The sequence below is a fragment of the Lamprocystis purpurea DSM 4197 genome (genome assembly GCF_000379525.1).
Taxonomy (GTDB): domain Bacteria; phylum Pseudomonadota; class Gammaproteobacteria; order Chromatiales; family Chromatiaceae; genus Thiodictyon; species Thiodictyon purpureum.
Genome location: NZ_KB902520.1, coordinates 79,813 through 102,713, shown reverse-complemented (window position 1 = coordinate 102,713; position 22,901 = coordinate 79,813). Strand labels below are relative to the sequence as shown.

Genomic DNA, 22,901 nt, shown 5'->3' with positions numbered 1-22,901 from the left:
AGTCGCTGGCGGTCTCAGTGTCTCAGTGGTGGGCGCGGCAACGCGGCGCGCGGTCAGGCGAGATACGATACGACCTTTCGATTGCGGTTTGACGACCTCCGGCACCGCCGTCGGGCTGCCAATCACTGGCGGTGTCGCTCGTGGTTTGTTCATCATCGATCGATTCTTTGACACCCGGGTTGACGCCATGAGAGTCGGCACAGAGTGTACCGGCGAGCACAGCGGCGCCCCCGAGGGCCACCGCCATCGGGAGATCCTCGTTGGTCGGTGCGCGCAGGCAGACCGGGTGCTCGCCGCTACTTTCACGGTAAGCTGAAAGGCCACCTCAAGCAGGCGGCGGGGATTTAGTGACGATCATCGCAGTCCCGCGGCATTCGGGTCATCGGCATAGGGAATCTGCTCCTCGAACTCCAGCACATTCACCTCGATGGCGAAGAAGCACAGGATCCAGAGCAGGGCGTCATAGGTGTCGAGCCAATCCCCGCGCAGGCCCCACAGCACGGCATAGACGAACAGGGCGCCGTACAGGACCAGCTTGGCACCGTTACGCAGGTACCATTCCCAGCGTGCATACTCGCCCGGTGAATAGACGTCGTACTCCAGCAGGAGGACAATGACGAGCCAGGTTGAGGCATTCCAGATATCCACCGTCCCGTGCTCGGCAATATAGTCCGCCGAAGCGTATTCCCAGGTGCTGTGCAGGATCACCGCGTAAGCGAGGAGGCGCCCCGCGTGTATCCCCCATCGTTCCCACCGCGAGCTATAGGGCTTGTCGAGTTGGCTGGTCTCCCACTCGAAGAGCATGAGGAGCGTTACCCAGGCCAACCCGTCCAGGCCCTCCGCCAGGGTCTCATGGGTAAAGAACAGGACGACATTGATGCCCAGCAGGGCGAAGACTGTCCACTTGAAATAGGGAAAGACCCGGTGCAGCAGGGGTTGAGAAATGGTCACGGACGGCTCCTTTCAGGCATAATGCCGTTGACGCTCGGCACCCCACCACGGTATGGTCAGCGTCCAGTCATTGTCGCTGTCGAGTTTATGATACGCGCGACGACTCGATCGCATTGCATCGTTTCGCGGTCCTTGCGTTAAAAGCAGCGCAACGATGCGTTGATCTCGTGCGTGGCGATCGAAGCCTTTCCAAGCTTGGCGGCTTTGGACCCCAGGGCGAGGCAGCGAATCGAAACGCAATAGACAGCGGGCTGCTCATGCGCACATTGAATCGCTTCTCCGATTACGACAACGACAACGACAACGAGTGTATTTATTGTTTAACTGATTTCTGACTCGCTATTTACCGCCCCGACCTGCAAAGGTCTCGCCCAGCACCCGTTCCAATACCGCGATCAGATCCTCCCAACGGGAAACGAACTCGGCGGCGCCCAGATCCAGGGCGCGGCGGCGATTCACCGACTCATACTCACCGCCGCCGGAGAAGATCACCACCGGTGCTGCATTGTTCCCGCCCGCCCGCAGGCCGGCAACGCGGCGCAGCAACTCCTCGCCGTTCGCGCGTCCGTCAGCCGCCAGGCCGTGACCCCAGTGGCAAACGACAAGGTCGATTCGACCAGCGCCCAACAAGCGCATCCAGGCCTGATCGAGCGTCCGCGCCTCGACAAAGCACTCGCCGAACGCATCGCCCGCGTCGCCGCATTCCGCGCTGGCCGCGCGTAACAGGTCGCGTCCCCGGTGGTTGTGCGCCGGGTTCGGATCGAACCACAACACCCGCCGACCGGCGAGCAACTCGCCCAACCGGTGGATTGGATTGGTCTGATCGTAGATCGCCTTCAAGATGGCGTCGAAGCCGGCGTGATCCCGACCGGCCTTGCCACGGCAGTAGGCGACCACGCCGAGACCTTCGTGCCGCTCGTAGTACCGGCAGGCGACCTCCGACACGCCCTCGATCACCGCCCACGCCAGCGGTTCGCCGCTCCGGCCGCTACCCGCAAAGGCCTCCACCAGCTCGGAGCGCAGTTCGTTGAGGTAGGCGTCGTTCAGTGAATAGCCCAGGAACAGGACGGTGGAGGTGGCGAACAGCGACCGCAGCACCGTGAGGTACGCGGGGTCGGCGTAGAGGCGCCGCTGGTATTGCGCGCGCGTCAGCACCAGCGATTGGGCGACATCCAACCGGCCGTGGAGTTGGATGACGACCGCATCGCCATCCGCCCGCTCCCCGCCCGGCGGCCCTGGATCCAGGGCCACCCGCGCCAGGGCCTCACGCCAGGGCGATGGCCGCCGACCCCGCAAGAGCTTGCGATAGGCCTCGGGGCCGGGCGGCAGGCCGGGAAGCAGCGGGTCGAAGTTGGTGGTCAGGATCGCCCTGAACGGGATGCCGTACAGGTGCTTGAGGCGCAGCCGCATGTCCGCGGGCAGCAGTTCTTTGCGCAGGGCCAGGGCCAGGCGCTCACGGAACGCATCCTCGCCGTGGGAATCGAACAGGAGTTGCGCCGCCATGGCCAGTTCCCGGCTGGACGGCGCGGGCTGGTCGTCGAGCATCGACGCCACCAGCGCGTACTCGGGTCCCCGCGCGTGCGCCGGCAGATCGCCCGCGACCGCGCGGATCAGGTCCTTCCACTGGGGTAACCCGGCCGCGGCCGAGAAGCCAGCCCCGACAAAGGCCACACAACGGCCTTCCTGGATGGTCGCCATGAGCCGCGGATCGATGTTGGGCATCAGGTTATTCCGCTATTCAACCCGTGCCAGCACCTCGCTCGCCTTGGCGATCATGGCCGCGGGCAAGGGCACATAGCCCATATCCCTCGCGACCAACTGACCCTGATCGAGCCCCCAGGCCAGGGCGTCCTTGAGTGCCGCGGCCTTGGCCGGTTCCGCATAGCGCGCGTTCAAGAGCAGCCAGGAATAGCTGACGATCGGGTAGGCGTCCGACCCCTCGGGGTCCGGAACAAAGACCCGCAAGTCCGCCGGGATCTCGGTCACCGAGGCCAGTGCGGCCTGTCCCGCGGCTGGGCTGGGGATGATCGGCTGACCGGCCTTATTGTGCAGGATCGCAATGGGCAGTCCCAGCCGTTCGGCGAACTCGTACTCCATATAGCCGATGGAACCGTCGGTGATCTTGACACGCTGGGCGACCCCGGCGTTGCCGCTGGCGGTCATGGCGGCACCCGGCCAATCCACCAGCTTGCCGACGCCGGGACCTTGCTGCGACCACCCCGGATCGACATGCGCCAGATGATTGGTCATCACGAAGGTGGTGCCGCTGGAGTCACGCCGCACGACCGGGACGATCGCCTTCGCGGGCAGTGTCAGGCCGGGATTGGCCGCGCTGATCCGCGGATCGTTCCACTGGCGAATGCGGCCGGCGAAGATGTCGACGTAAACCTCGCGACTGAGCACCAGACCCTCGGCCACGCCCGGAATATTGTAGGCGAGGACCACCATTCCGGCGGTCATGGGGATCATCAGGGCGCCCCGCTGGGGATCGACCTGCTTGAGCTCCGCGTCCGAAAGCGCGGCATCGCTGGCCCCGAAATCCACGGTGCCGGCCAGAAAGCGCTTCACGCCCTCGCCGCTGCCCTTGGCGTCATAGGTGAAGGTCAGATCCGGACGCACCTCCCGGTAGTCGAGGATCCAGCGTTGGTAGAGCGGTGCGGGAAAGGTCGCCCCGGCACCGCTGATCGTGAGCCCCGGTGTCGCGGTCGCAGCCGGCTCACCGGGCGTTTCAGCCCAGGCCGGAATCACCACGGCGGCCAGCACCGCCAACACCGCCCCCGCGAATCGTCTTGAAGCCTTCATCGTCGTCCCCTCGCGCAACTTGGATCAACTGAACTGACCGGAGATGTAGTCCTTGGTGAGTTGTTCCCTGGGGGCTTCGAAGATTTGCGCGGTGGGACCCATTTCGACCAGATAGCCGGTGCGTCCGCCATGGGAGATGTCCACCGAGAAGAAGGCGGTGGTGTCCGCCACGCGCGTGGCCTGCTGCATGTTGTGCGTCACCAGGGCCAGGGTGTAGTTCTTTTTCAGATCCAGCATCAGTTCTTCCACCTGGCGGGTAGCGATCGGGTCGAGCGCGGAGCAGGGCTCGTCCATCAGGAGCACATCGGGTTCGGTGGCGATGGCGCGGGCGATGCACAGGCGCTGCTGCTGGCCGCCGGAGAGCGACAGACCGCTGTTCTTGAGCTTGTCCTTGACCTCGTTCCACAGCGCGGCGCGTTCCAGGGCCTTCTGTACGCGCTCGTCCATATCGCCCTTGAAGCGGTTGAGCCGCAGCCCGAAGGCGACGTTGTCATAGATGCTCATGGAGAAGGGATTGGGCTGCTGGAACACCATGCCGATATAGCGGCGCACCAGCACCGGGTCCACCTTGGGCCCATAGACATCCTGTCCGTGGTACATCACGCTGCCCTCGAAGCGGAACACCTGAATCAGATCGTTCATGCGGTTCAGGCTGCGCAGCACCGTGGATTTACCGCAGCCCGAGGGCCCAATGAAACCGGTAATCTTATGCTGCTCGATGGGCACCAGACTGTCCCGCACGGCGAGAAAGTCCCCGTAGAAAATCTTATTGACCTGGCAATCGATGACGACCTCACCGACGGCGGCGTAGGGGTCAGCGACAAACGTCGATTCTGCTGCTGCGTTCATGGTTGTGATACCTTGGAAACTGTGAAATCAGACCTTGGGCTGACCGATCAGGCGTGCCAGGATGTTGAACATCAGCACGATCAGCACCAGCACCAGCGACGCCGTCCAGGCCAGCTCGATCTGGTTCGGGAAGGGCATGCCGGAGAAGTTGTAAATGAGGATCGAGAGCGAGGCAGTCGGCTCGGACAACTCGGAGATGAAGTAGTTGCTGAACAACGCCGTGAACAGCAAGGGCGCGGACTCCCCGGCCGCACCGGCAACCGCCAGCAGGACCCCGGTCAGAATGCCCGGCAAACCGGTGGGCAAGACCACCTTCCAGATCACCTGGGTGCGGGTGCAGCCCATGCCGTAGGCGGCGTCCTTCATCCGCTGGGGAACCTGGGCGATCGCCTCCTCGGCGGCCAGGACCACGGTGCGCAACATCAGCACCGCTAATGCGATACCGCCGGCCCAGGCCGAATAGCCCCAGTGGATGACCAGGACCGCATAGACGAACACGCCCGCCATGATGGAAGGGAATCCGGTCAACACCTTAGCGAGGAAGCGGGAGGTATTGGCCAGCCGGCTGCGCGGCTCCAGCACGCCGAGATAGATCGCCGCCAGGATGCCGATGGGGATGCTGATGACCGAAGCGATGCCGACCATCACCAGGGTGCCGACGATCGCCGGGCCGATGCCGCCGCCCAGTTCGAATCCGGCGGGCGGCAGCCCGGTCAGAACCTCCGCGAAATCGGCCCCAAACAGGCGGCTGCCGCCCTTGACCAGCAGCAGGTACATCACTGAAATAAGCGGCACCGCGGCAATCAACGCGGCGAGCCAGGTCAGCCCGGTGAGCAGACCGCTTTTCAGCGCCCGCACCTCGAAGCCCTGACGGGCCAGTTGCGGCATGGGGCGCGCGGCCTCGCCCGCTTTCGTGAGATCGAAGTCGCTCATTTCTTACCCTCGAACTTCCGAATCGTATATTGCTGCACCGCCAGACCGAGCACATTCACGATGAAGGTGATCACCAGCAGCACCAGCGCGGCGTACATCAGGGCCTGGACCTCGAGCTGGCCGGCTTCGGGGAAGGTGGAGGCCAGCAGCGAGGCCAGGGTGTTGGCAGGGGAGAACAGCGACAGGCTGATCTGGTTGGCGTTACCGATCAACATGGCGAGCGCCATGGTCTCGCCGAGCGCGCGGCCGAAGCCGAGCACCAGTGCGGCCAGCAGGCCGGATGAGGCGGTCGGCACCATGACCTTGAGGATGGCCTCCCAGCGGGTGGTGCCCATCCCGTAGGCGGCTTCTTTGACCTTATAGGGAATGCGCCGGAAGGCATCGACCGAGATCGCCGCCACGGTCGGCAGGATCATGATCGCCAATACCAAGGCGGCCGGGGCCATACCAGGCCCGGCCAGATCGGTACTGAACAGCGGGAACCAGCCGAACTGACTGTGCAGCCACTCCGCGCCGGGCTTGAGCAGCGGGATCAGCACGAAAATGCCCCAGAGCCCGAACACCACCGAGGGAATGGCGGCCAGCATTTCGATGATGGTGCGGAAGACCGTGGCCACCCGATGATCGAGAAAGTCCTGGGTCAGGAAGATGGCGATCGCGATCCCGAAACTCCCCCCCAGGAACAGCGCGAGCAGCGAACTGTAGAGCGTGCCCCAAATTTCGGGCAGCACGCCGAACTGCTGCGCATTGACATTCCAGGTGGTCCCGGTGATGAAGCCCAGTCCATAAGCCTGCATCGCGGGGAACGCCTCGCGCAGTATCTCCCACAGGATGTAGCCGGTGAGGGCAATGATGAGGAAGGCACTGAGCCAGGCCAGACCGCGAAAGATGCTGTCGGCCGCGTAATCGCCGCCGGATGGCGGCCCTGAGACACTGCTCGCCGAGCCTGCTGATGCAAATAAGTTAGCCATGGTCACCCTGTCAGGTTGACAAAATGGAAAGGATGGAGGAGGGCGGCATCCGCCCGCCTCGCTTCGGCAGCCCTGCCGGAAATGAAAGAGCACCAATCGACCGCGGTGCGGTTCGTTCCTCACCGCACCCTACGGCTAAAAGAGCGCCCCGCACCAGCTATTGAATGAACTCGGCAGCCTCCAGGACCTTCTGCTGCACGTTCTCAGGCAGCGGGATATAGCCCATGGAATCGGCAATCTTTTGACCTTCCTCGATGCCGTATTTCACCATCTTGCGCAGCGCCGCGGCCTTGGCATCGTCCTGATCCTTATAGAAAAGCATCCACGTGTAGGACACGATGGGATAGGATTCGGCGCCCACCGGATCCCAGTTCCAGGCGATCAGGTTGGGCACGTCGCTGTTGGGCAGGGTCGTGCCGGGAAACTCGGAGGCGGCCAACGCGGCGGCGCCGGTCTGCGGGCCCGCGGCGACGAAATTACCCGACTTGTTCTCGAGTTGGGCAACCTGCTTCCAGCCGGTCAGCTTGGCGTAGCCATACTCGACATAGCCGATGGCGCCCTCGTTCTGCTGCACCTGGGCGGTGACACCATCGTTCTTGGGGGCAGCGACGAACTTGCCGGACGACGGCCAGTTGGGCTGCTTGCTCTTGCCGACTGCCTTGTCGAACGCCTCGCTGATGGCGGCCAGGTGACCCGAAAAGACGTAGGAGGTGCCCGATGAGTCGGAGCGGGTCACGACCGTGATCGCCTTATCCGGCAGCGCCACACCCGGATTGGTGGCGGCGATGGCCGGATCGTTCCACTTGGTGATGGTGCCGCTGAAAATCCCGGCATAGGCGGCGCGCGACAGCTTGAGATCCTTCACGCCTTTCAGGTTATAGATCAGCACGATCTCACCGGCGGTCATCGGCAGCAGCACCACGCCCTGCTTGACTTTGGCGATCTCGGCGTCTTCCATGGCGGCATCCGAAGCGGCAAAGTCCACGGTGCCGTTGATCAGGTCCTGTATGCCGGCGCCGCTACCCTTGGATTGATAGTCGACGCGGATATCCTTATGCTCTTTACTGAAATCCTTGAACCATTTCGAGTAGATCGGAAAGGGGAAACTCGCCCCCGAGCCGTTGAGCTTGACGTCGGCGCTCACCGGCGCGGACAGAGCGAACAGCGCGACGCAACCGGCGGTCAACACCGCTTTGATGATCGATGCTTTCTGCATGTCATGATTCCTGATAGGGTTGATGGGGAAGGCGGCACGCATCGAGCCGGCCGCAATCGATCTTAAGCGCCCTAAGTGTCGCAGCAGAGACCTCATATTGCTGTGACATTTATATGACCGTTTTATGACATCCGACGAACGGTCAACGGCGTACTCGGCCGGCACTGGGTGACGCAACTGCGGCAGCGAGAGAAGAACAAGTCCAACCGCAGCGACAAACCTGCAGGCCTTAGTCAATTTTCGAGCCGGCAGCGCTCGCAGCGCTCCGCCCCTGCCCGATGCGTGACCCGGCGTTGATGATCGCTCCGGCCACGAGATCATTCGTAGCGCGCGGTGACGCACGAACCGCACCAACCGCCAACGGTGCGGTTCGTGCCTCACCGCACCCTACAGTCTGGCGCATTCGACTGGACGGAATGATCCCTGACACCGCGGAGCGGAATCTCGCGCGTCAAAGGCTACCTAGTCGGCGCTGCCCTTGACCACGGCGATCCGCCGCGCATCCTCAATCAGTTCATCGGGCGGCAGCGGCCACAGGCCGTCGGCCGCTGCCGGGTTTGGCCCGAAACCCTCGATGTCGTCGGCTGGTTCCGCCGCGCCCTCGGCGTCCACCAGAAACAATCCTTCGGGACCTCCCTCCGCGGAGCGCACGATGATCCTCGCGCACTCGTGCTCTTCGCCGTAGTCCACATCGAAGACATAGGTGTGTTCACCGATGAGTTGTTCGTATGCCATCTGAAGGTCGACCTCTGGGTTAAACCGCGCCCAGCGCGGTATGCGATGTTTTTTGGATCGGATCGGCCCCGGCAGACTCGACGATTGCTGGAGCTGGCGCGGTTTAAGGTGATTTCCGACAAACGAGATACCGGTCAATGTAGGTGCGACTTCAGTCGCACCTGCGTCCGAATCGGTGCGACTGAAGTCGCACCTACATCCGAGCCGATGGTGGGTGGTCTCCGGTGTTCCGGAAATCACCTAAGAGGGATGGTTGTCAGACACCCTCAACTCGCGCTGACCGCGAACACCCCGGCACAGATCAATATCACTCCGAACATACGCAGCAGAGTGACCTGTTCGCCGATCATGAACCCGACAACCAGCGCCAGCGCGAAGCCCAGACCCTCCAACGGATAGGCTTTGCTGACATCCCAACGCGCCAGGACGCTCAGCCAGGCGACGGCCCCGAGCGTATAGAGCGTAAACCCACCGATGATCTTGGGGTCCAGCATCACGGCCACGGCCGTATGCAAACCGGCAGGCTGCGCGAGCGCGGTCGTCACCGCAACACTCGACATACCGGCCTTGATCAGGAATTGCGCCATCACCGACAGCACAACGCAGCCGATTGCGGCAAACGTAGTGTTCATAATCTCACCTGACAAGAGTCATTCATCTGCTAGGTCCGCGCACGTCGCGCTGCCCTGATGACATTGCGCGGATAGCCCGATGACGATGCCGCGACAGGAATCTGGCGCACATTGAAAACCGGCGCCCGCGTCTGATCGAGGATGCGCTCCAGAATCTCCGGTATCTCGTGTAGGGCACCATTGTCGATGCGGCGGACGCGCGCCTGGTATTCCGGCAGGTTGCGAATCACCTCGTCAACCGCCGCCCGCACGCTCAGGAAACTGCGGTGTACGACACCCAGACCATGTTCACGCACCCACACGGTATTCCAGCGCTCCTGCGGCATGGTCCAAGGATTCAAGGTCACGATCACCGGCAATCCACACTGCACCGCCTCGCTCAGACTGCCCGGCCCCGGCTTGCCGATGAAGAAGTCAGCCAGCCCCATCCACCGCGCCACCTCGGTCGTGAAACCCACCACCACCCGCGGCGCCCGCGCCGGCAGCGCGCGCAACGCATCGGCCAAGGCGGTGTTGCGCCCACACATCAGAATCAGGGGGATGTCGGGCAAGCGCGCGGCAATCCCCTTCATCGCCCGCGATCCAGTGCCGCCGAACAGCACCAGCCCGGTCGGCGTATGCGCGTCCAGTCCCTCGCGTACCCGCTCGGCGACACGTTGACTTGGCGCCGCCCCATAGAAATCCGGGCGCAGAATCATGCCGCTGCTGCGATGCACAAAACCCGGCTTGCAACCGGCCGCCAGTGCCTGAGCGACCGCGTGATCAGTGCCACAGACCACATGCTGCGCAAGGTCTGGTTCGATCCAGAAGTGTGGCGGATAATCCGCCATGTCGGTCAGCACGGTCACGAAAGGCGCACCCGGCCGAGCCAGCGCCAGACTGTCGTGCATGGCACGATTGAAGTTGGGAATCAGTGATACGACCAGATCCGGACGGGTGCAGTGCCAATGCGCCGTCAGCCGTTTCACCATAGCGCCATGACCCCAGCGTATCGCGTGCTGGAGCACTTTGAGCTCCTGAGTCAGCCCTAACGTGAATCCGCTGGCTAGGCGCTTGTTGTAAAGATCTTCCGGCTCCATCCCCGTGAAGCGGCGAAAGACCCCTTTTGGATCGATCACCTGCATCAGGTTAGCGTGACGGACGAGCCACGGCCGTTCTTGGTCACGAATCACTCGCTCCAGCGCCTGCGCGGCCGCACGATGACCACCTCCCGCGTTGAACCAGATCAGTTCGACGGTCTTGATCGCACCGAGGGTTGAGCGCGATGGGAGCGACGCGAGTGATGTATGCATGCAGTTGACGCGTAACCAGTCAGAAAGCGAGCTTGCCCCAAGGCTAACGAAACAACTGCCGATAGCGCCCAAGATCAAGGAACCAGGTCTCACCGGACCAATCCTCAACGCCGTCGTTATCCGTGACGACAAAGGTTCTGCCGTCGTTGGTGACCGCAACACCCTCCGGCTTGTCGGTGATCCAGCCGGCGCTTGCTTTCATTCGCGGCATCAGATCAAAGACCGACTTCTCGCTGCTGCTGACCAGCCGGTCAACGGTGGCAGTGAATGGCACCTTGACCAGTGACTTCAAGCCAGCGAAGTCACCCGTGAGATTATCGCGTTCGATCAGGATATGGGACCCATCGGGGGCACGGGTGATTTCCGAGAGGCCGACCCAATCCGCATTCTCCGGTAACGGTGCCAATTCCCAGGCGATGTGGTTCCAGGTCATCGCCAGTGGGTCGTAAGTCCAGATGCGGGTCTGGTTCGGCTGCCCGAGCGCGTTCAACCCGCCGGCATCGTCGTCAAGCGCCTCACATTCCGGTGTGGTGTAGTCCCAACCGCGCTGCTGGGCGACAAAGAGGCGGTAGCCGTCGGCGCCGGGCCGAACGGAAACGCCTTCGAAGCCGGAACCGAGCGTTCCCCGGCTGGCCGACGCGCCGCGACAGGCCAGGATGTCAGGAGGCAAACCGATTTCCTGCATGACCTGCCCCGTGCTCGAATCGACTTGCAATAGCCGATTGGGCCGGGAGTCGCTCGCGTTCCCTTCGCTGGCGATCCAGAGGGTCCCGTCCGGGGCCACGGCGATGCCTTCCGGATCATAATCACCGCTTCCACCCTCGATCTTGAGTGACGCGGTGATCACGGCCGGCTTGCTTGAGACATCGATCGTAAAGATCATGCTCTCGCTGTAATACGAGTCCCAAACCGCCAGCAGCCTGTCGCGCTCACCGGGAACAGCAACCATTCCGGACAGCGCAGACCAGGGAATCGGGGACCCGGACGGATCGTCGGAGAGAATCTGCGGATAGGTTGGCTGACCGGCTTTAAGTGCATAAATCATGAGACTGGAGCGGACACCGAAGCTCGGGTCATCGTTCTCGCCGGAAGCGATCAGCAGGTTACGCGATGGAATGGCGAGCAAGCCTTCCGGACCTAAGGGCGCGGGAAGAAGCTGCTTGAAGACCGGACGCGCGTCCTTCAACTGATAGACCGCAACGAAACTTCCGCGCTCTGAGCCGACAAACAGATAGTCGTCTCGGCCGAAACGCCCGTACTCGATCGCCTCGGGTTCATTGCCCTTATTCTCGGAGCGGTCCTCCGGATAATGACCGTGCTGTACAGCGATCGCCTCCAGCGAAGCCCCGCTATCGAACAGCACCTTACCCGCGCGGTCGAACAGCGTAAAGCCGCGGCTGCCGCCGAACAGATCGCCTTCATTGGCGGTCGCGATCATGCTCAAGGGATAACCGCCGGCAGGGACCCAGGCGACAGCATCCGGTTCGCGCGGGACATCGGCGAGTGACTCGGTCAGCGAGATGATGCCGTCCTCGGTCTGATCGATGCCGTCCAAGCTGACCGCACCGGCATCGAAATGGTTGATCACCCGACCTTTCACCAGATCGACGACAACCAGATGATTATTCTCTTGCAGTGAGACCAACGCCTGGTTACGGATATTGACATCGACGAACTCGGGTTCCGGGTCGTCGCCGCCGTAGGCCGCGAGACCACGCAGATCGACATCGCGCCGCACCCAGTTCGCGGGATTCACACCCTTGATATCCAGGATGGCGAGGTATCCGGCCGGCGGCTGCGGCAGTCCGCCCTCCACCCCCTCGACGGTCACGTCCTCATCACGCTCGTTTTCGATCGCAATCGCAACATAGTTGCGATCCGGGCTGATCTTGATCGAGTCCGGCTGACCGCCGAGGTCGATCTCACCGGTTACCGTTCTGGTCTTGACATCGACTACCACCAGCTTGCCGCCGGTGCTGATGAAATTCTCACTGGTATTGACGGCGACCAGCGCGTACTCGTTGCCCAGCACATCGATCGACGTGGGTTCGCCACCCATGGCGAGTGTGCCTTCCGGCAGCGGACTCGCGGGGTCCGCGATGTTGACGAAGCCGATCCGCTCGCCGGGACTGTCGGTATAGACGAGCATCCTGCCGTCTTTCGTCGCGGCCATAATCTCCGACACCGTCTCCTCGTCACGCGCTGCCGGGTCGAGATTGAGGTAGTTGCCAAAGGTCGCGACCCGCTGAAAGCTCTGTTGCGGAATGCTGGAGCTGTAATCCTGCACCGAGGGGCGCATGCCGTCTTCAGGTAAGGGCGTTGCACTGATCGCGGCAACGCCCATGACCAGGATGGCAGGCAGCGCGCCCCAGGTGAGATGCTGTTTCAACATGTGTTACCTCTCCGCTTGTGTGTCAATCGCTTCTCCGCCCTGACGATCCGGCTCGTCCCGAGGCGTGATGGTACGGACCGCAGATTAACGTTGTATGACGCCTGCATGACGGTTCGATGAATAAGGTTGTCCCGGCGACTCAGGATCACGTGCGCAACGACGGGCTCGGTGCGGCTGCGGGGCTGGTGCCCGGTCGCGTCAACCGGCTCCAAGGCCTTTGAAAAGATTGCAATCAGGAAGCCCGCGAGGGTCGATAAGCCCACTACATTGCCGCCCTTGAGGTAGGCTTCGGGCAACATGGTCTCAGCGATCACTCGGGGTCCAGAAGCGTGCCACCAATGCCCCCATGGGCAGTGACACGGCACTCAGGATGCCGATCCAGAAGGCGGTCCAGATCAACGTGTCAGACATAACGCGCGTGTCCGCAAACCATGGGTCGGATCGTGACTTGCCGTACGGCGACGAAGCCGCCTCAGGGCGGAGGCGGTTATCGCATCGTCCCCGACATCGCGACATGGCCGTGTCGGGCGGGTTCAAAACCCGCTGCTAGGTCCGGCTGTCGCGATCGACGCCTCTACGGCTACGGGTTCATCCCACTTTTCCCTTCCCCGCGGTGGGATTCGAGCATCTCCCGATAACGCTCGGGATCGTTTTTCAGGATGAGTACATATTCCTCAAGCAAGCCCTGCCAGCCAAACCCGCCGTACTCCTTGAGCTTGAGCAAAGCGATCATCAGCAATTTGGATGCGGCCCGAATCTCCCGGTCTTGTCCCTCGCCGTACCAGGCGACGAGCTCGTCATACAAGGTCTCGACTTTTTCGAGCGGTGTCATCACAGAACCTCCAGCTAGGGCGAACCGACCGGTGTCGCGAAGGATAATCCAAAGTCGAACGGTGGGCGAAGCGCTTTTTCCGCGTCCACCGCGCGACCGCGAGGTTTCACCACTCCGCAACAGCCGCGGGTTCGCCGTGCCTCAAGCGATTTTGCGCAGGTTATCGGGCACTGACTGCGCTGCGGGCAGATCCTGACCCAGGACCGAAGCCAACGGCCCAGGGCGGTGACCGGAGGCGCCGCCCAGATCAGGTGAAAGCTGCTTTCGATCATGGCGTATTGCAGGTCCCTGACCCCATCCCACCACTGCGTGACCAGATCGGCACCGACCTGCTCGAGTTGCCGGAAGGGATTGTCGGCAGGCGCCGCCTGACGCCCTGCACGCACCTGTTCGGCCAAGGCAGCGATCGGCTGCATCAACGGATTGCTGTCGCTGTGCAGCGCCCGCTGGACACGCATCGGGTTAGTCGCCGCCAGCCGTTCGGCGGTTGCCTGATGACTTGTCGCGCGGACCACCGGACCCAGGGTCAGGTCATACAACTCAGTGGCAAGCTCCGAGTAGCGGGCCACCGCGGCAAAGGGTTGATCCGAGTCATCCCCCCCCGACTCGGCGATCACTTCCGGGATGGTGCGCTCCCGAAAGGCAACATGGAACCGCTTCTCGACCCCTTCGCCAATCGCTGCCTCGATGACCATTAGGAGAGCGGCGCCCCGTTGGCGACGATCGGACCGGTGATATCCGGGTTGGTCGCCGCCAGCAGCATGGCGGCCCAGCCGCCCTGGCAATTACCGATGACGATCGGCTTGGGCGCGGTGGGATGACGGCGGCGGACCTCGCGCACGAAATCGGCCTCCGCGGCGGTCACGTCGGCCAGGGTCTGCCCCGGTTGGGGCAGCCGGGTGAAGGTCACGAAATAGACCGGGTGACCCTGGTGGATGGCGACCCCGACCTCGCTCTCTTGCTTGAACCCGCCAATCCCGGAACCGTGTCCGGCACGCAGGTCGATGATGATGTAGGGGCGGCCGTCTTCACGTGTTTTGATCCCCTCCGGCGCAACGATGCGGACCAGGGAGTAGTTGACCGGACGCTCCAGCGTGCTGCCGTCGACGACGACAGTATGCGCCCAGCTCAGGACCGTCTTGTCCGCGCCCTGCTCATGGGCGATGAAGTAGTTGCCGCGCTGGCGCATCGCATCGTTGAACAGCACGGCACGCTGCGCCGCATCGATGAGATAAGCCGCCCACTGTCGGGCCAGCAGCGGAGCATTCTGCGGCGAGGTCAGCGCCTGCGTGACCTTGGCCCAGGCGTCCAGGTTCTTTTCAAGATTCGCCGCGGCGGTCTGCGCCGCCCGCTCACCGTGCGCCCCGGCGATGGTGCTGAGGTCCCTGGCGTGGCGTTCGTAAGCGTCGCCGCTGTCGCTGACGGACCGACCGAGCTCGGCCGAGGTGTCGGCGACCTCAGGCCGCTCGGAGAAATCGGGTACGTTGTGCATGGGGGACTCCGGTCAGTCGAGGTGGTGCTTACGGAACGACCACAGGGCGCTCCACACGACCCAGGGCAGAGACGCTCAGCCCGTGATATGGAAGCCCCCGTCCACGTAGATGGTCTGACCGGTCAGCATGGCGCCCGTGCGGGTGGCGAGCATGGCGGCAACCGCCCCCACGTCGTCGATTTCCGCCAGCCGGCCCAGCGGCGCGCGTTCACGGGCGGCGGTCATCAGGGCATCGAAGCCCTTGAGGCCGGATGCCGCGCGGGTCGGCAAGGGACCGGGTGAGAGCGCATAAGCGCGGATCCCTTGCGGCCCCAATTCGGCCGCGGTGTAACGTACCGCCGCCTCCAGGGCGGCCTTGATCGGACCCATCAGGTGGTAGGTGGGCAACACTTTTTCCGACCCGTAGAAGGTCAAGGCGAAGAGTGAACCGCCCTCGGTCATCAGCGGCTCAGCCAACTGGGCCATCCGCAGAAAGGAATGGGCAGAGACATTCATCGCCAACCCGAACCCATCGGCCGAGGAGTCCACCAGCCGACCCTGCAAGTCCTCGCGCGGCGCGAAGGCGATTGAATGAACCGCGAAATCGAGCCGGCCCCAACGCTCACGGATGGCCGCGAAGACCGATTCCAGTTCGCCCGGCACCATCACGTCGCAGGGCAGGAAGATCTCGGCGTCGACGGCCGCGGCGGCCGGCTCCACATAGGGACGCGCCTTTTCGTTGAGATAGGTCACGGCCAGCGCCGCCCCCAGGGTATGAAAGGCGCGGGCGCAGCCATAGGCGATCGAGTGCTCGTTCGCAATGCCGAGCACCAGCCCCTTCTTGCCGTCAAGGCTGAAATAATCTGAATCGAGCATCAGTAACTCCTAGTTGATTGCCGAGTGACCGCGCACCACGCGCAGGGTATGACGAGCGATCATCGCCTCCTCGTCGGTGGGGATGACCCAGACCGAGGGGGTGGCACCCGCGGGGCTGATCCGCGGACCGCGCTGCTGATTGGCGGTCTCGTCCAGCTTGATCCCCAGCCAGGCGGCGTCCCGACAGACCCGGGCGCGAATCGCCGCATCGTTTTCGCCCACCCATAACGTTTGACGCCGCGCTCCAGGAGCGCCCGCGGCAGACCGAGTTGTTCGGTGACCCGCGGCCGTCCGCGGTGAAAACCGGTGTCGAAACAGGCGACTTGCGGCAACTGCGGATGGTCTGCCGCCACCGCCCGGATGGCCGCCAGATTGTTCGGCTGATGCAGCGGCACCAGCGGGATCAGACCAGTCAGAATCTCCAGCACCCGCGCGTCGATCAGCACCGGGTCAGCGAATGTTTCGCCGCCATGGCCGACCCGGTGCCCGACGGCAAGAATTTGCCGGCCCTGCGCCGCGTCCGCCAACCAACTCCAAATCTGCTTGAAGGCGCGGGCATGGCCTTGACCGGCGGCCACCCGCTCCCAATAACTCTCGGCGAGCAGCGCCCCAGCCGGGTTTTTCGCAACGAAGTGAGGAGCGGTGCCGATCCCCTCCACCTGGCCTTTCACGGTCTCCACCGGCTGGTTGTCGACCACTTCGTAGAGCGCAAACTTGATGCTCGATGAACCCGCGTTGAGGGTGAGAATCAGGTCGTTCATGACAGCTTCCTCAGCTCCCCTTGACCAATTCCTTGGGCAGATCCTTCGGCGTCAAACCTTGACGCAGCGCGTGCGCGTGCAGCACCGCCACGGCCGCACTGGCGCGGCGGGTGCGCACGCTGTCGGCCCGGGAGGTCAGCACGATCGGCACCCGCGCGCCCAGCACCACCCCGGCGGCTTCCGCGTTAGCCAGGAAAATGAGCTGTTTGGCCAGAATGTTGCCCGACTCCAGATCCGGCACGATCAGGACATCTGCGACCCCGGCGACCGCGGAATCGATCTTCTTGATCCGCGCCGCCTCCGGATTGATGGCGTTGTCCATCGCCAGCGGGCCATCGACGAGCCCGCCCTGGATTTGACCGCGGTCGGCCATTTTGCAGAGCGCCGCGGCGTCCAAGGTGGACTGGATCTTCGGCCGGATCGTCTCGACCGCGGACAGGATCGCAACCTTGGGCAAGGTGACTCCCAGCGTGCGGGCGAGGTCGATGGCGTTCTGACAGATATCCGCCTTGGCCTCCAGATCGGGGGCGATATTGACCGCCGCGTCGGACACCAGGAGGAGCTTGGGATAGGTCGGCACATCCATGACGAACACATGACTGATGCGCCGCGCGGTGCGGATGCCGTTGACCTTGTCGAGCACGGCACTTAGCACCTCGTCGGTATGCAGGCTACCCTTCATCAGAATCTCGGCACGCCCCTCGCGGATCAGGGCCACGGCGCGCTCGGCCGCGGCATGGCTGTGGGCGACATCGATCATCTCAGTGCCGCCCAGATCGATCGCGAAGGCGTCGGCGATGGCGCGGATGCGGGCGGTTGGCCCCACCAGGATGGGCCGGATGAAGTTGGCTGCGGCTGCCTCCATGGCGCCCTGAAGCGAAACCTGATCGACCGGATGAACCACCGCGGTGGGCACCGGCTCCAGGGCCGTCACCGCGTCGAACAAGAGACCGAAGCTGTCGTGGCGATGGACCGACACGTCGGGGGTCTCGAGCCGCCGCACGCGAATGCGCTCGGCCGGTGCCACGACCTCCGCAACCCCGTCCATCACCGGCTGGCCCGACTGATTGCGGACCTCGCAATCGAAGACCACGACCCGGTCATCGCGCCGCTCACGCACCCGGATACGGGCCGTCAGGGTGTCCCCGAGCTCGACCGACCGGTGAAAATTGGAACTCTGGCTGCGATAAGTGGTGCCCGGACCGGGCAACACGTTCGCCAACAGACTGGAAATCAGACTGGTGGCCCACAAACTATGCCCCACGACACCCTTGGCCCCACTTTCCAGCGCATAGGCCATATCCATGTGCGTCGGGTTGAGGTCGCCGGAGACCTTGCCGAACAGCGCCACGTCGTCCCGCGTCAGGGTGCGCTGAAGCTCAGCGCTCTGTCCGGTCTGGATCTCGTCAAAGGTCCGATTCTCGATGAAGTCGGCAGTCATGGATTCCTCGCTGGGGTCGCTTCGCGGTCAGGGCAAGCCGGCGCACGGTTGCGATGGTGCACTGCAACAGAGGATAATCATCCCGCGTTTCCCTTGAGTGACCGTGGTGTGACCAGTGGGTGAAGAACGACTCGACCGGCGCGCCCCGGTCGATTCACCTCATTACGATAGACCCGACGATCGGGCATGGGAACACGACGCGTCATACCGGCGTCACATCGGTCTGCGATGATCTTGACCGGAAGAGATGCGTTCGGCGCTCACGGTAAGATCAGTCAAACGCTTCGTCGATGCATTCCGCAGCGATCCTGTGACCGCATAGACGATCACTCAGGTTCGTAACCTGTAACCTTATTCCATTGGGTGAGTAGACCCCGTCGGTGTCCCGCTCCGGACCAACTGCACTGCCGACCAAGCGCTGACTCTCCCCCATTCAATTCATGCCGTTCGTCAGTCAACCGGGTGACGCGCGCATCCCAATACGGATCATCCACATCATGTCCCTGGTCTTCCGAGAGCATCCGCTCCGCCGCATCGTCACGGCCGAGCTTCACGCCCGCACCTTCGAACCGCTCCGCGCTCCGGAACGGGTGTCCCACCTCACCGTCGTGTGCGGTGAGCGCGAGACCGGCCGCCAGGTCCAGCATCTCAAGCGCCTGCTGGGTCTCTATGGACGGCCGATCCCGGAAACGATCGATCAGCACTACTCGGCCGACCTGGGGCCGATGCGCGTGCGCTGGGAGCGTCACACCGAATTCGTCACCTACACCTTCAGCAAGCAAGGCGCCTATGCGCATCCCTTCGTCGCACCCGTGCTCCAGGAACTCCCGGTGGACTGGCTCAGTGAATTGCCGGGCGAGGTGATGTCCGCGGTCGCGATGGCCGTCGATTCCTGTACGATGCCGGAACGCGACAGCGATGCGCTGGCCGAGATCTTCGACGGCAATCCAGTCATCGGCTCCGAGGCGGTTGGCGGGTCGGCACGCGTCTGGACGGATTTCAAGATCCATACCGATGGTTTCGTACGCATCCTGGTGCGCGACTGCAGCCTGTCCAAGAATCAGGCCGGACGACTCGCCAAACGGATACTGGAAATCAACTTCTACCGGGCGCTCGCCCTGATCGGGTTTCAGTTGGCGCGTGAAGTCTCCCCCACGCTCAGCGAGGCCGATCGTCGACTGGCGCTGCTGGCAGCGCGGATGTCCAACCGGGGGAAATCGGCGGAGCCAAGCTTCGAGAGCGACCTGCTGGCTGAACTTACCCATCTCGCGGCCGAGATCGAGGAGATCTCGGCACGCACGACCTACCGCTTCGACGCCTCCCGTGCCTACTACGGAATGGTCCGGCAGCGGCTCGAACAACTGCGTCAGCAACGCATCGAAGGCTTGCAGACCATTACCGAGTTTCTCGACGCCCGTCTGGCACCCGCAGTCGCCACCTGCGAGTCGACGCAATTGCGCCAGACCGATCTTGCCGAGCGCGCGGCCAGACTGACCAGCCTGTTGCGTGCCCGCGTCGAGGTCTCACTGCAGGAGCAGAATCGTCAACTGCTGGAATCCATGGATCGCCGTGCGCACCTGCAGTTACGCCTCCAGGAGACAGTCGAGGGGCTCTCGGTCATCGCGATCAGCTATTACGGGCTGGGGCTCATCGGCTACGCGCTCAAGGGGCTTGAGCGAGGCGGTTTCCCCGTCGACGCGTCGCTCGGCATGGGCATCGCGCTGCCCTTCGTCGTCGGCCTGGCCTGGCTCGGGCTGCGCTTGGTCAAGCGGCGGTCGGCGCGGGAAGCGGGAGCGGCGGGACACTGAGGGTCGTGCCGACTGGCGCGAGCGGTATCCTCGATCTGCAAATTCGCCCCCCCGCCCCGGCGCGCTCGGGTACCTGCCCTGACAGGAGACGCCGCCGGCGCCAAGCGGGACCGGCGGCATCCCGCCGAGCCGGCGCAAGGAGGTCAACGTTTTCTCCGAACCTGCCGGTTCCAATCAACGCTCGGCCACGGGTAAAACGTTGGGGACGGGGCGAATGCCCCGTCCCGCCGCGGTTGATGGGGCATACCCCGACCGGCTTGGAGCTGGAAACCGCATCGGGCGCGGCTGCCGCCTGGGCATCGCGAACCACAGCGAAGCGAGACCCATCCGATGCAACCTTGCGGAAACAAGCGAGGTTGCGGCTCAAGACCTGCTCAGGTGGACGACGCCCGCCGCAAATCAGCACAGGAATCGTCGCCGCTCAACACCCCCAATCAAACCGCGCGGGTACGATCGATCCAGGAGATGACAGTGCGGTGTAACTCTGCGAGGCCGAGCGGTTTGCTCAGGTAATCGTCCATACCCGCCTCCAGGCAGCGCTCCCGGTCGCCCGGCATGGCGAGTGCCGTGAGCGCGATGATGGGTATGCGCCGCAGTGCCGGGTCCGCGCGCAGTAGAACGGTGGCCTCCAGTCCGTCCATCATGGGCATCTGGACATCCATCAGGATGAGATCGGGATGCTGCTCGCGGGCCAGCGCGATGGCATCGATGCCGTTAGAGGCGGTGAGGACCTCACAGCCTTTCAGCCGGAGATACGCCGACAGCATCTCCCGGGTACTTTCATTGTCCTCGACCAGCAGGACATGCGAACGCCGCGGCAGCGGCGCAGCGGCGTCCAGATCGCGGCCTACGTCCGGTTCCTGGGCGAGCTGGTCGGCGGTCTGGGCCTGCGGATTCCAGGGCAGGACGATCTCGAAACGACTGCCCCGCCCGACTTCGCTCTGCACCTCGATCCGGCCTTGGTGCAGTTCCGCCATCGCGGACGCGAGCGCCAATCCGAGCCCACTGCCGTCATGCTGGCGCGCGGGCCGACTGTCCAACTGGACGAAGGGCTGGAACAGGCGGTCGAATTGGTCGGCGGGGATGCCGATGCCCGTGTCCCAGATGCCGATGCGCACCTCTTGCAGTTGCACGTTCGCGGTAACATCCAACCCGATCGCTCCACCCGACGGCGTGAACTTGACCGCGTTACCGAGCAGATTGACCAGCATCTGCTTGAGTCGGCGACTGTCGCCCCGCACCAGACAGGCTCTGGGGTCGAGGGTCGTCGAGACGGTCAACGCCTTGCACTTGGCCGCGGGGCCGATCAGCCGCAGACTGGCGTCACAGAGTTGCGTCAGGGACACCTGATCCCAGTGGAGCTGCATCTGCCCGGAAGCCACCCGCGACATATCCAGGATATCATTGATCAAATCGAGCAGGTGGGTCCCGTTCTCATGGATGATGTGGACGGCCCGGTCCTGCTGTTTGCTCATTTGACCGAGCAAACCGTCGGCCATGGTCTCGGTAAGCCCGAGGATGGAGGTGAGTGGGGTGCGCAGTTCATGACTCATGGCCGCGAGAAACTCGTCTTTCGCCCGTGCCGTGCGAGCCAACGCCGCGTTGGCGCGGTCGAGCTCCAGCGTACGGCAACGCACCCGTTCGGCCAGTTGGGTTCGTTCCTGCGCCAACGCGTCATGCGCCATGCGCAAGGCCGCTTCCGCATCCTTGCGTGCTGAAATGTCGAAGAAGGTGACGACCGCGCCTACCAGACGTCCGTCCTGATGGATGGGGTTGGCCTCGTATTCGACGGGGAACCGGCTGCCGTCCGCCCGCCAGAAGACCTCGTCGTCGACCCGCGCGGCGATTCCTTCGCGATAGGTCACCGCGGCCTGGCAGCGACTGACCGGATAGTGGGTGCCGTCGGCCTGCGAATGATGCACGGTCTCGTGCATATTGCGGCCATGGAGGTCGTCCGGCGCCCGGTAGCCGAGCATTCGTGCAGCGGCGGGGTTGCAAAAGGTACAGCAACCCTCCGCGTCGACCCCATAGATGCCCTCGCCGGTCGATTCCAGAAGCAGCCGGAACCGGGCCTCGCTCTCACTCAGACGCTTCAAGGCACCGGTCACGTTCTCCTGCATCGTCTTGAGCGCGGCCAGCATTTGCGCGGGCTCGTCGATGCCGCTCACCTGAATGGGGGTGGAGTAATCACCGGCACTGACCCGGCGTGCGATCACCGTGGCCATGGCGATCGGCTGTCCGATGGTGCGATCGATCAGCCACAGGAGAACGATGACCGCGGCGCTCATGACCCCGACCATCAAGACCAGAATCTGCCGCTCCAGGATCCCCGTCGCGTCGTCAATTGCGGCCAGGGTTCGTTGTTTGTGGCCAAGCACGTCGGTCACGATCTGATCGATCAGGTCGGTCGGCTCCCGGTCGATGCCGCGCACCCGCCGATCGACCTCGCGTTGCGAACTCGGTTCCTGGGGGCGATAGAGTGCGAGCGCGGCGCGGTAGTCCTCGCCCAGTCGCCGATGCGCCTCCAGAAAACGGCCGGCGTCCGCTTGCGACTGCCCAGCGCCGGCCAGTAACCGGATCAGTTGATCGACTGTCTCGCGCGTACGCTGCTCCTCCTGCTCGAAGCGACCGAAATAGTCATCGAACAGACCGGCCTCAGGCCCTCGCAGCAGGATATTTTTCCACTCCTGCACCTGCTTCTTGAACTGAACCTGTGCCACCAGTGCGGTGGTGACGATCAGTGAACTGGTCTCGCAAATTCTCGACTCGCGGTCCGACGCCTGAGTCAGCAAGGAGAACCCGTGAAGACCAACGGCCAGATTGACGAACAGGATGGAAATCAGCCCGGCGGCGAGCTTGGTTCGAATATGCATGAAATGCTGGTAGTGAGAGTCATACGGTTGTCACATCCGTCTGCGATGCTCTGGGTTCGCAACGAC

At 63.5% G+C, this 22,901-nt stretch carries 20 protein-coding genes and 1 pseudogene; 1 reads left to right on the top strand and 20 read right to left on the bottom strand.

The window, feature by feature from the left end:
• Window positions 1-22: 22 nt before the first annotated feature.
• The 19 genes and pseudogenes from A39O_RS42260 to A39O_RS0121835 all read right to left on the bottom strand — a co-directional run bounded on the left by A39O_RS42260 (window position 23) and on the right by A39O_RS0121835 (window position 18,154).
• On the bottom strand, window positions 23-247 hold the full coding sequence (locus A39O_RS42260; RefSeq protein ID WP_211211670.1) for a hypothetical protein: 225 nt from the start codon (window positions 245-247) through the stop codon (window positions 23-25).
• A 107-nt stretch (window positions 248-354) separates the two neighbouring features.
• Window positions 355-951, bottom strand: a complete 597-nt coding sequence (locus A39O_RS0121925) for a hypothetical protein (RefSeq protein ID WP_020506813.1) — start codon at window positions 949-951, stop codon at window positions 355-357.
• A gap of 339 nt (window positions 952-1,290) precedes the next feature.
• Entirely contained in the window at window positions 1,291-2,673 is a 1,383-nt protein-coding gene (locus A39O_RS0121920; protein ID WP_020506812.1) for an SIR2 family NAD-dependent protein deacylase, read from the bottom strand.
• Between the two features lie 12 nt (window positions 2,674-2,685).
• A complete protein-coding gene (gene pstS, locus A39O_RS0121915) occupies window positions 2,686-3,753 on the bottom strand; it encodes a phosphate ABC transporter substrate-binding protein PstS (protein ID WP_040528409.1) in 1,068 nt (355 codons plus the stop codon).
• 24 nt (window positions 3,754-3,777) lie between these two features.
• Window positions 3,778-4,602 carry a phosphate ABC transporter ATP-binding protein PstB gene (pstB, locus tag A39O_RS0121910; protein ID WP_020506810.1) on the bottom strand — a complete coding sequence of 275 codons (825 nt, stop codon included), beginning with the start codon at window positions 4,600-4,602 and terminating at the stop codon, window positions 3,778-3,780.
• A 27-nt stretch (window positions 4,603-4,629) separates the two neighbouring features.
• A complete protein-coding gene (gene pstA / locus A39O_RS0121905; RefSeq protein WP_020506809.1) occupies window positions 4,630-5,535 on the bottom strand; it encodes a phosphate ABC transporter permease PstA in 906 nt (301 codons plus the stop codon).
• A complete protein-coding gene (gene pstC, locus A39O_RS0121900; RefSeq protein ID WP_020506808.1) occupies window positions 5,532-6,506 on the bottom strand; it encodes a phosphate ABC transporter permease subunit PstC in 975 nt (324 codons plus the stop codon). The genes pstA and pstC overlap by 4 nt, the downstream gene beginning before the upstream one ends.
• 157 nt (window positions 6,507-6,663) lie before the next feature.
• A complete protein-coding gene (pstS, locus tag A39O_RS0121895) occupies window positions 6,664-8,043 on the bottom strand; it encodes a phosphate ABC transporter substrate-binding protein PstS (RefSeq protein WP_245561958.1) in 1,380 nt (459 codons plus the stop codon).
• A 141-nt stretch (window positions 8,044-8,184) separates the two neighbouring features.
• Window positions 8,185-8,595, bottom strand: a complete 411-nt coding sequence (locus A39O_RS0121890; protein ID WP_169338472.1) for a hypothetical protein — start codon at window positions 8,593-8,595, stop codon at window positions 8,185-8,187.
• Between the two features lie 128 nt (window positions 8,596-8,723).
• The gene (locus A39O_RS0121885; protein WP_020506805.1) at window positions 8,724-9,089 is read right to left on the bottom strand and encodes a DMT family transporter; all 366 of its coding nucleotides are present in this window, start codon (window positions 9,087-9,089) and stop codon (window positions 8,724-8,726) included.
• Between the two features lie 29 nt (window positions 9,090-9,118).
• A complete protein-coding gene (locus A39O_RS0121880) occupies window positions 9,119-10,381 on the bottom strand; it encodes a glycosyltransferase family protein (RefSeq protein ID WP_020506804.1) in 1,263 nt (420 codons plus the stop codon).
• Between the two features lie 43 nt (window positions 10,382-10,424).
• Window positions 10,425-12,773, bottom strand: coding sequence for an esterase-like activity of phytase family protein (locus A39O_RS0121875; RefSeq protein ID WP_020506803.1), 2,349 nt, complete (start codon window positions 12,771-12,773; stop codon window positions 10,425-10,427).
• A gap of 580 nt (window positions 12,774-13,353) precedes the next feature.
• Window positions 13,354-13,605, bottom strand: a complete 252-nt coding sequence (locus A39O_RS0121860) for a hypothetical protein (RefSeq protein WP_020506800.1) — start codon at window positions 13,603-13,605, stop codon at window positions 13,354-13,356.
• Between the two features lie 14 nt (window positions 13,606-13,619).
• Window positions 13,620-14,300, bottom strand: a complete 681-nt coding sequence (locus A39O_RS42865; protein ID WP_026199629.1) for a DUF3141 domain-containing protein — start codon at window positions 14,298-14,300, stop codon at window positions 13,620-13,622.
• The gene (locus A39O_RS42860) at window positions 14,300-15,097 is read right to left on the bottom strand and encodes a DUF3141 domain-containing protein (protein WP_026199628.1); all 798 of its coding nucleotides are present in this window, start codon (window positions 15,095-15,097) and stop codon (window positions 14,300-14,302) included. Before A39O_RS42860 ends, A39O_RS42865 begins: the two co-directional genes overlap by 1 nt.
• Before the next feature lie 75 nt (window positions 15,098-15,172).
• Window positions 15,173-15,952, bottom strand: coding sequence for an enoyl-ACP reductase FabI (gene fabI / locus A39O_RS0121845; RefSeq protein WP_020506799.1), 780 nt, complete (start codon window positions 15,950-15,952; stop codon window positions 15,173-15,175).
• A 9-nt stretch (window positions 15,953-15,961) separates the two neighbouring features.
• Window positions 15,962-16,174 carry a hypothetical protein gene (locus tag A39O_RS42855; RefSeq protein ID WP_245561957.1) on the bottom strand — a complete coding sequence of 71 codons (213 nt, stop codon included), beginning with the start codon at window positions 16,172-16,174 and terminating at the stop codon, window positions 15,962-15,964.
• 63 nt (window positions 16,175-16,237) lie between these two features.
• Window positions 16,238-16,713: pseudogene (locus A39O_RS42850) on the bottom strand (acetate/propionate family kinase); the annotation flags it as partial.
• A gap of 10 nt (window positions 16,714-16,723) precedes the next feature.
• Window positions 16,724-18,154 (bottom strand): bifunctional enoyl-CoA hydratase/phosphate acetyltransferase, encoded by a 1,431-nt coding sequence (locus tag A39O_RS0121835; RefSeq protein ID WP_020506798.1) that lies wholly within the window; start codon window positions 18,152-18,154, stop codon window positions 16,724-16,726.
• A 497-nt stretch (window positions 18,155-18,651) separates the two neighbouring features.
• Here A39O_RS0121835 and A39O_RS0121830 point away from each other — a divergent pair, with 497 nt between their 5' ends.
• Window positions 18,652-19,962 (top strand): DUF3422 family protein, encoded by a 1,311-nt coding sequence (locus tag A39O_RS0121830; RefSeq protein WP_040528446.1) that lies wholly within the window; start codon window positions 18,652-18,654, stop codon window positions 19,960-19,962.
• A 434-nt stretch (window positions 19,963-20,396) separates the two neighbouring features.
• Here A39O_RS0121830 and A39O_RS0121825 read toward each other — a convergent pair whose 3' ends face one another.
• Entirely contained in the window at window positions 20,397-22,835 is a 2,439-nt protein-coding gene (locus tag A39O_RS0121825; protein ID WP_020506796.1) for a response regulator, read from the bottom strand.
• Window positions 22,836-22,901 lie beyond the last annotated feature (66 nt).

Excerpts from the sequence above, each read along its gene's own strand:
- A39O_RS42260 (WP_211211670.1), bottom strand. The coding sequence starts at position 247 with ATGGCGGTGGCCCTCGGGGGCGCCGCTGTGCTCGCCGGTACACTCTGT.
- A39O_RS0121920 (WP_020506812.1), bottom strand. The coding sequence starts at position 2,673 with ATGCCCAACATCGATCCGCGGCTCATGGCGACCATCCAGGAAGGCCGT.
- pstS (WP_040528409.1), bottom strand. The coding sequence starts at position 3,753 with ATGAAGGCTTCAAGACGATTCGCGGGGGCGGTGTTGGCGGTGCTGGCC.
- pstB (WP_020506810.1), bottom strand. The coding sequence starts at position 4,602 with ATGAACGCAGCAGCAGAATCGACGTTTGTCGCTGACCCCTACGCCGCC.
- pstA (WP_020506809.1), bottom strand. The coding sequence starts at position 5,535 with ATGAGCGACTTCGATCTCACGAAAGCGGGCGAGGCCGCGCGCCCCATG.
- pstC (WP_020506808.1), bottom strand. The coding sequence starts at position 6,506 with ATGGCTAACTTATTTGCATCAGCAGGCTCGGCGAGCAGTGTCTCAGGG.
- pstS (WP_245561958.1), bottom strand. The coding sequence starts at position 8,043 with ATGATCTCGTGGCCGGAGCGATCATCAACGCCGGGTCACGCATCGGGC.
- A39O_RS0121885 (WP_020506805.1), bottom strand. The coding sequence starts at position 9,089 with ATGAACACTACGTTTGCCGCAATCGGCTGCGTTGTGCTGTCGGTGATG.
- A39O_RS0121880 (WP_020506804.1), bottom strand. The coding sequence starts at position 10,381 with ATGCATACATCACTCGCGTCGCTCCCATCGCGCTCAACCCTCGGTGCG.
- A39O_RS0121875 (WP_020506803.1), bottom strand. The coding sequence starts at position 12,773 with ATGTTGAAACAGCATCTCACCTGGGGCGCGCTGCCTGCCATCCTGGTC.
- A39O_RS0121860 (WP_020506800.1), bottom strand. The coding sequence starts at position 13,605 with ATGACACCGCTCGAAAAAGTCGAGACCTTGTATGACGAGCTCGTCGCC.
- A39O_RS42865 (WP_026199629.1), bottom strand. The coding sequence starts at position 14,300 with ATGGTCATCGAGGCAGCGATTGGCGAAGGGGTCGAGAAGCGGTTCCAT.
- A39O_RS42860 (WP_026199628.1), bottom strand. The coding sequence starts at position 15,097 with ATGCACAACGTACCCGATTTCTCCGAGCGGCCTGAGGTCGCCGACACC.
- fabI (WP_020506799.1), bottom strand. The coding sequence starts at position 15,952 with ATGCTCGATTCAGATTATTTCAGCCTTGACGGCAAGAAGGGGCTGGTG.
- A39O_RS0121835 (WP_020506798.1), bottom strand. The coding sequence starts at position 18,154 with ATGACTGCCGACTTCATCGAGAATCGGACCTTTGACGAGATCCAGACC.
- A39O_RS0121830 (WP_040528446.1), top strand. The coding sequence starts at position 18,652 with ATGTCCCTGGTCTTCCGAGAGCATCCGCTCCGCCGCATCGTCACGGCC.
- A39O_RS0121825 (WP_020506796.1), bottom strand. The coding sequence starts at position 22,835 with ATGCATATTCGAACCAAGCTCGCCGCCGGGCTGATTTCCATCCTGTTC.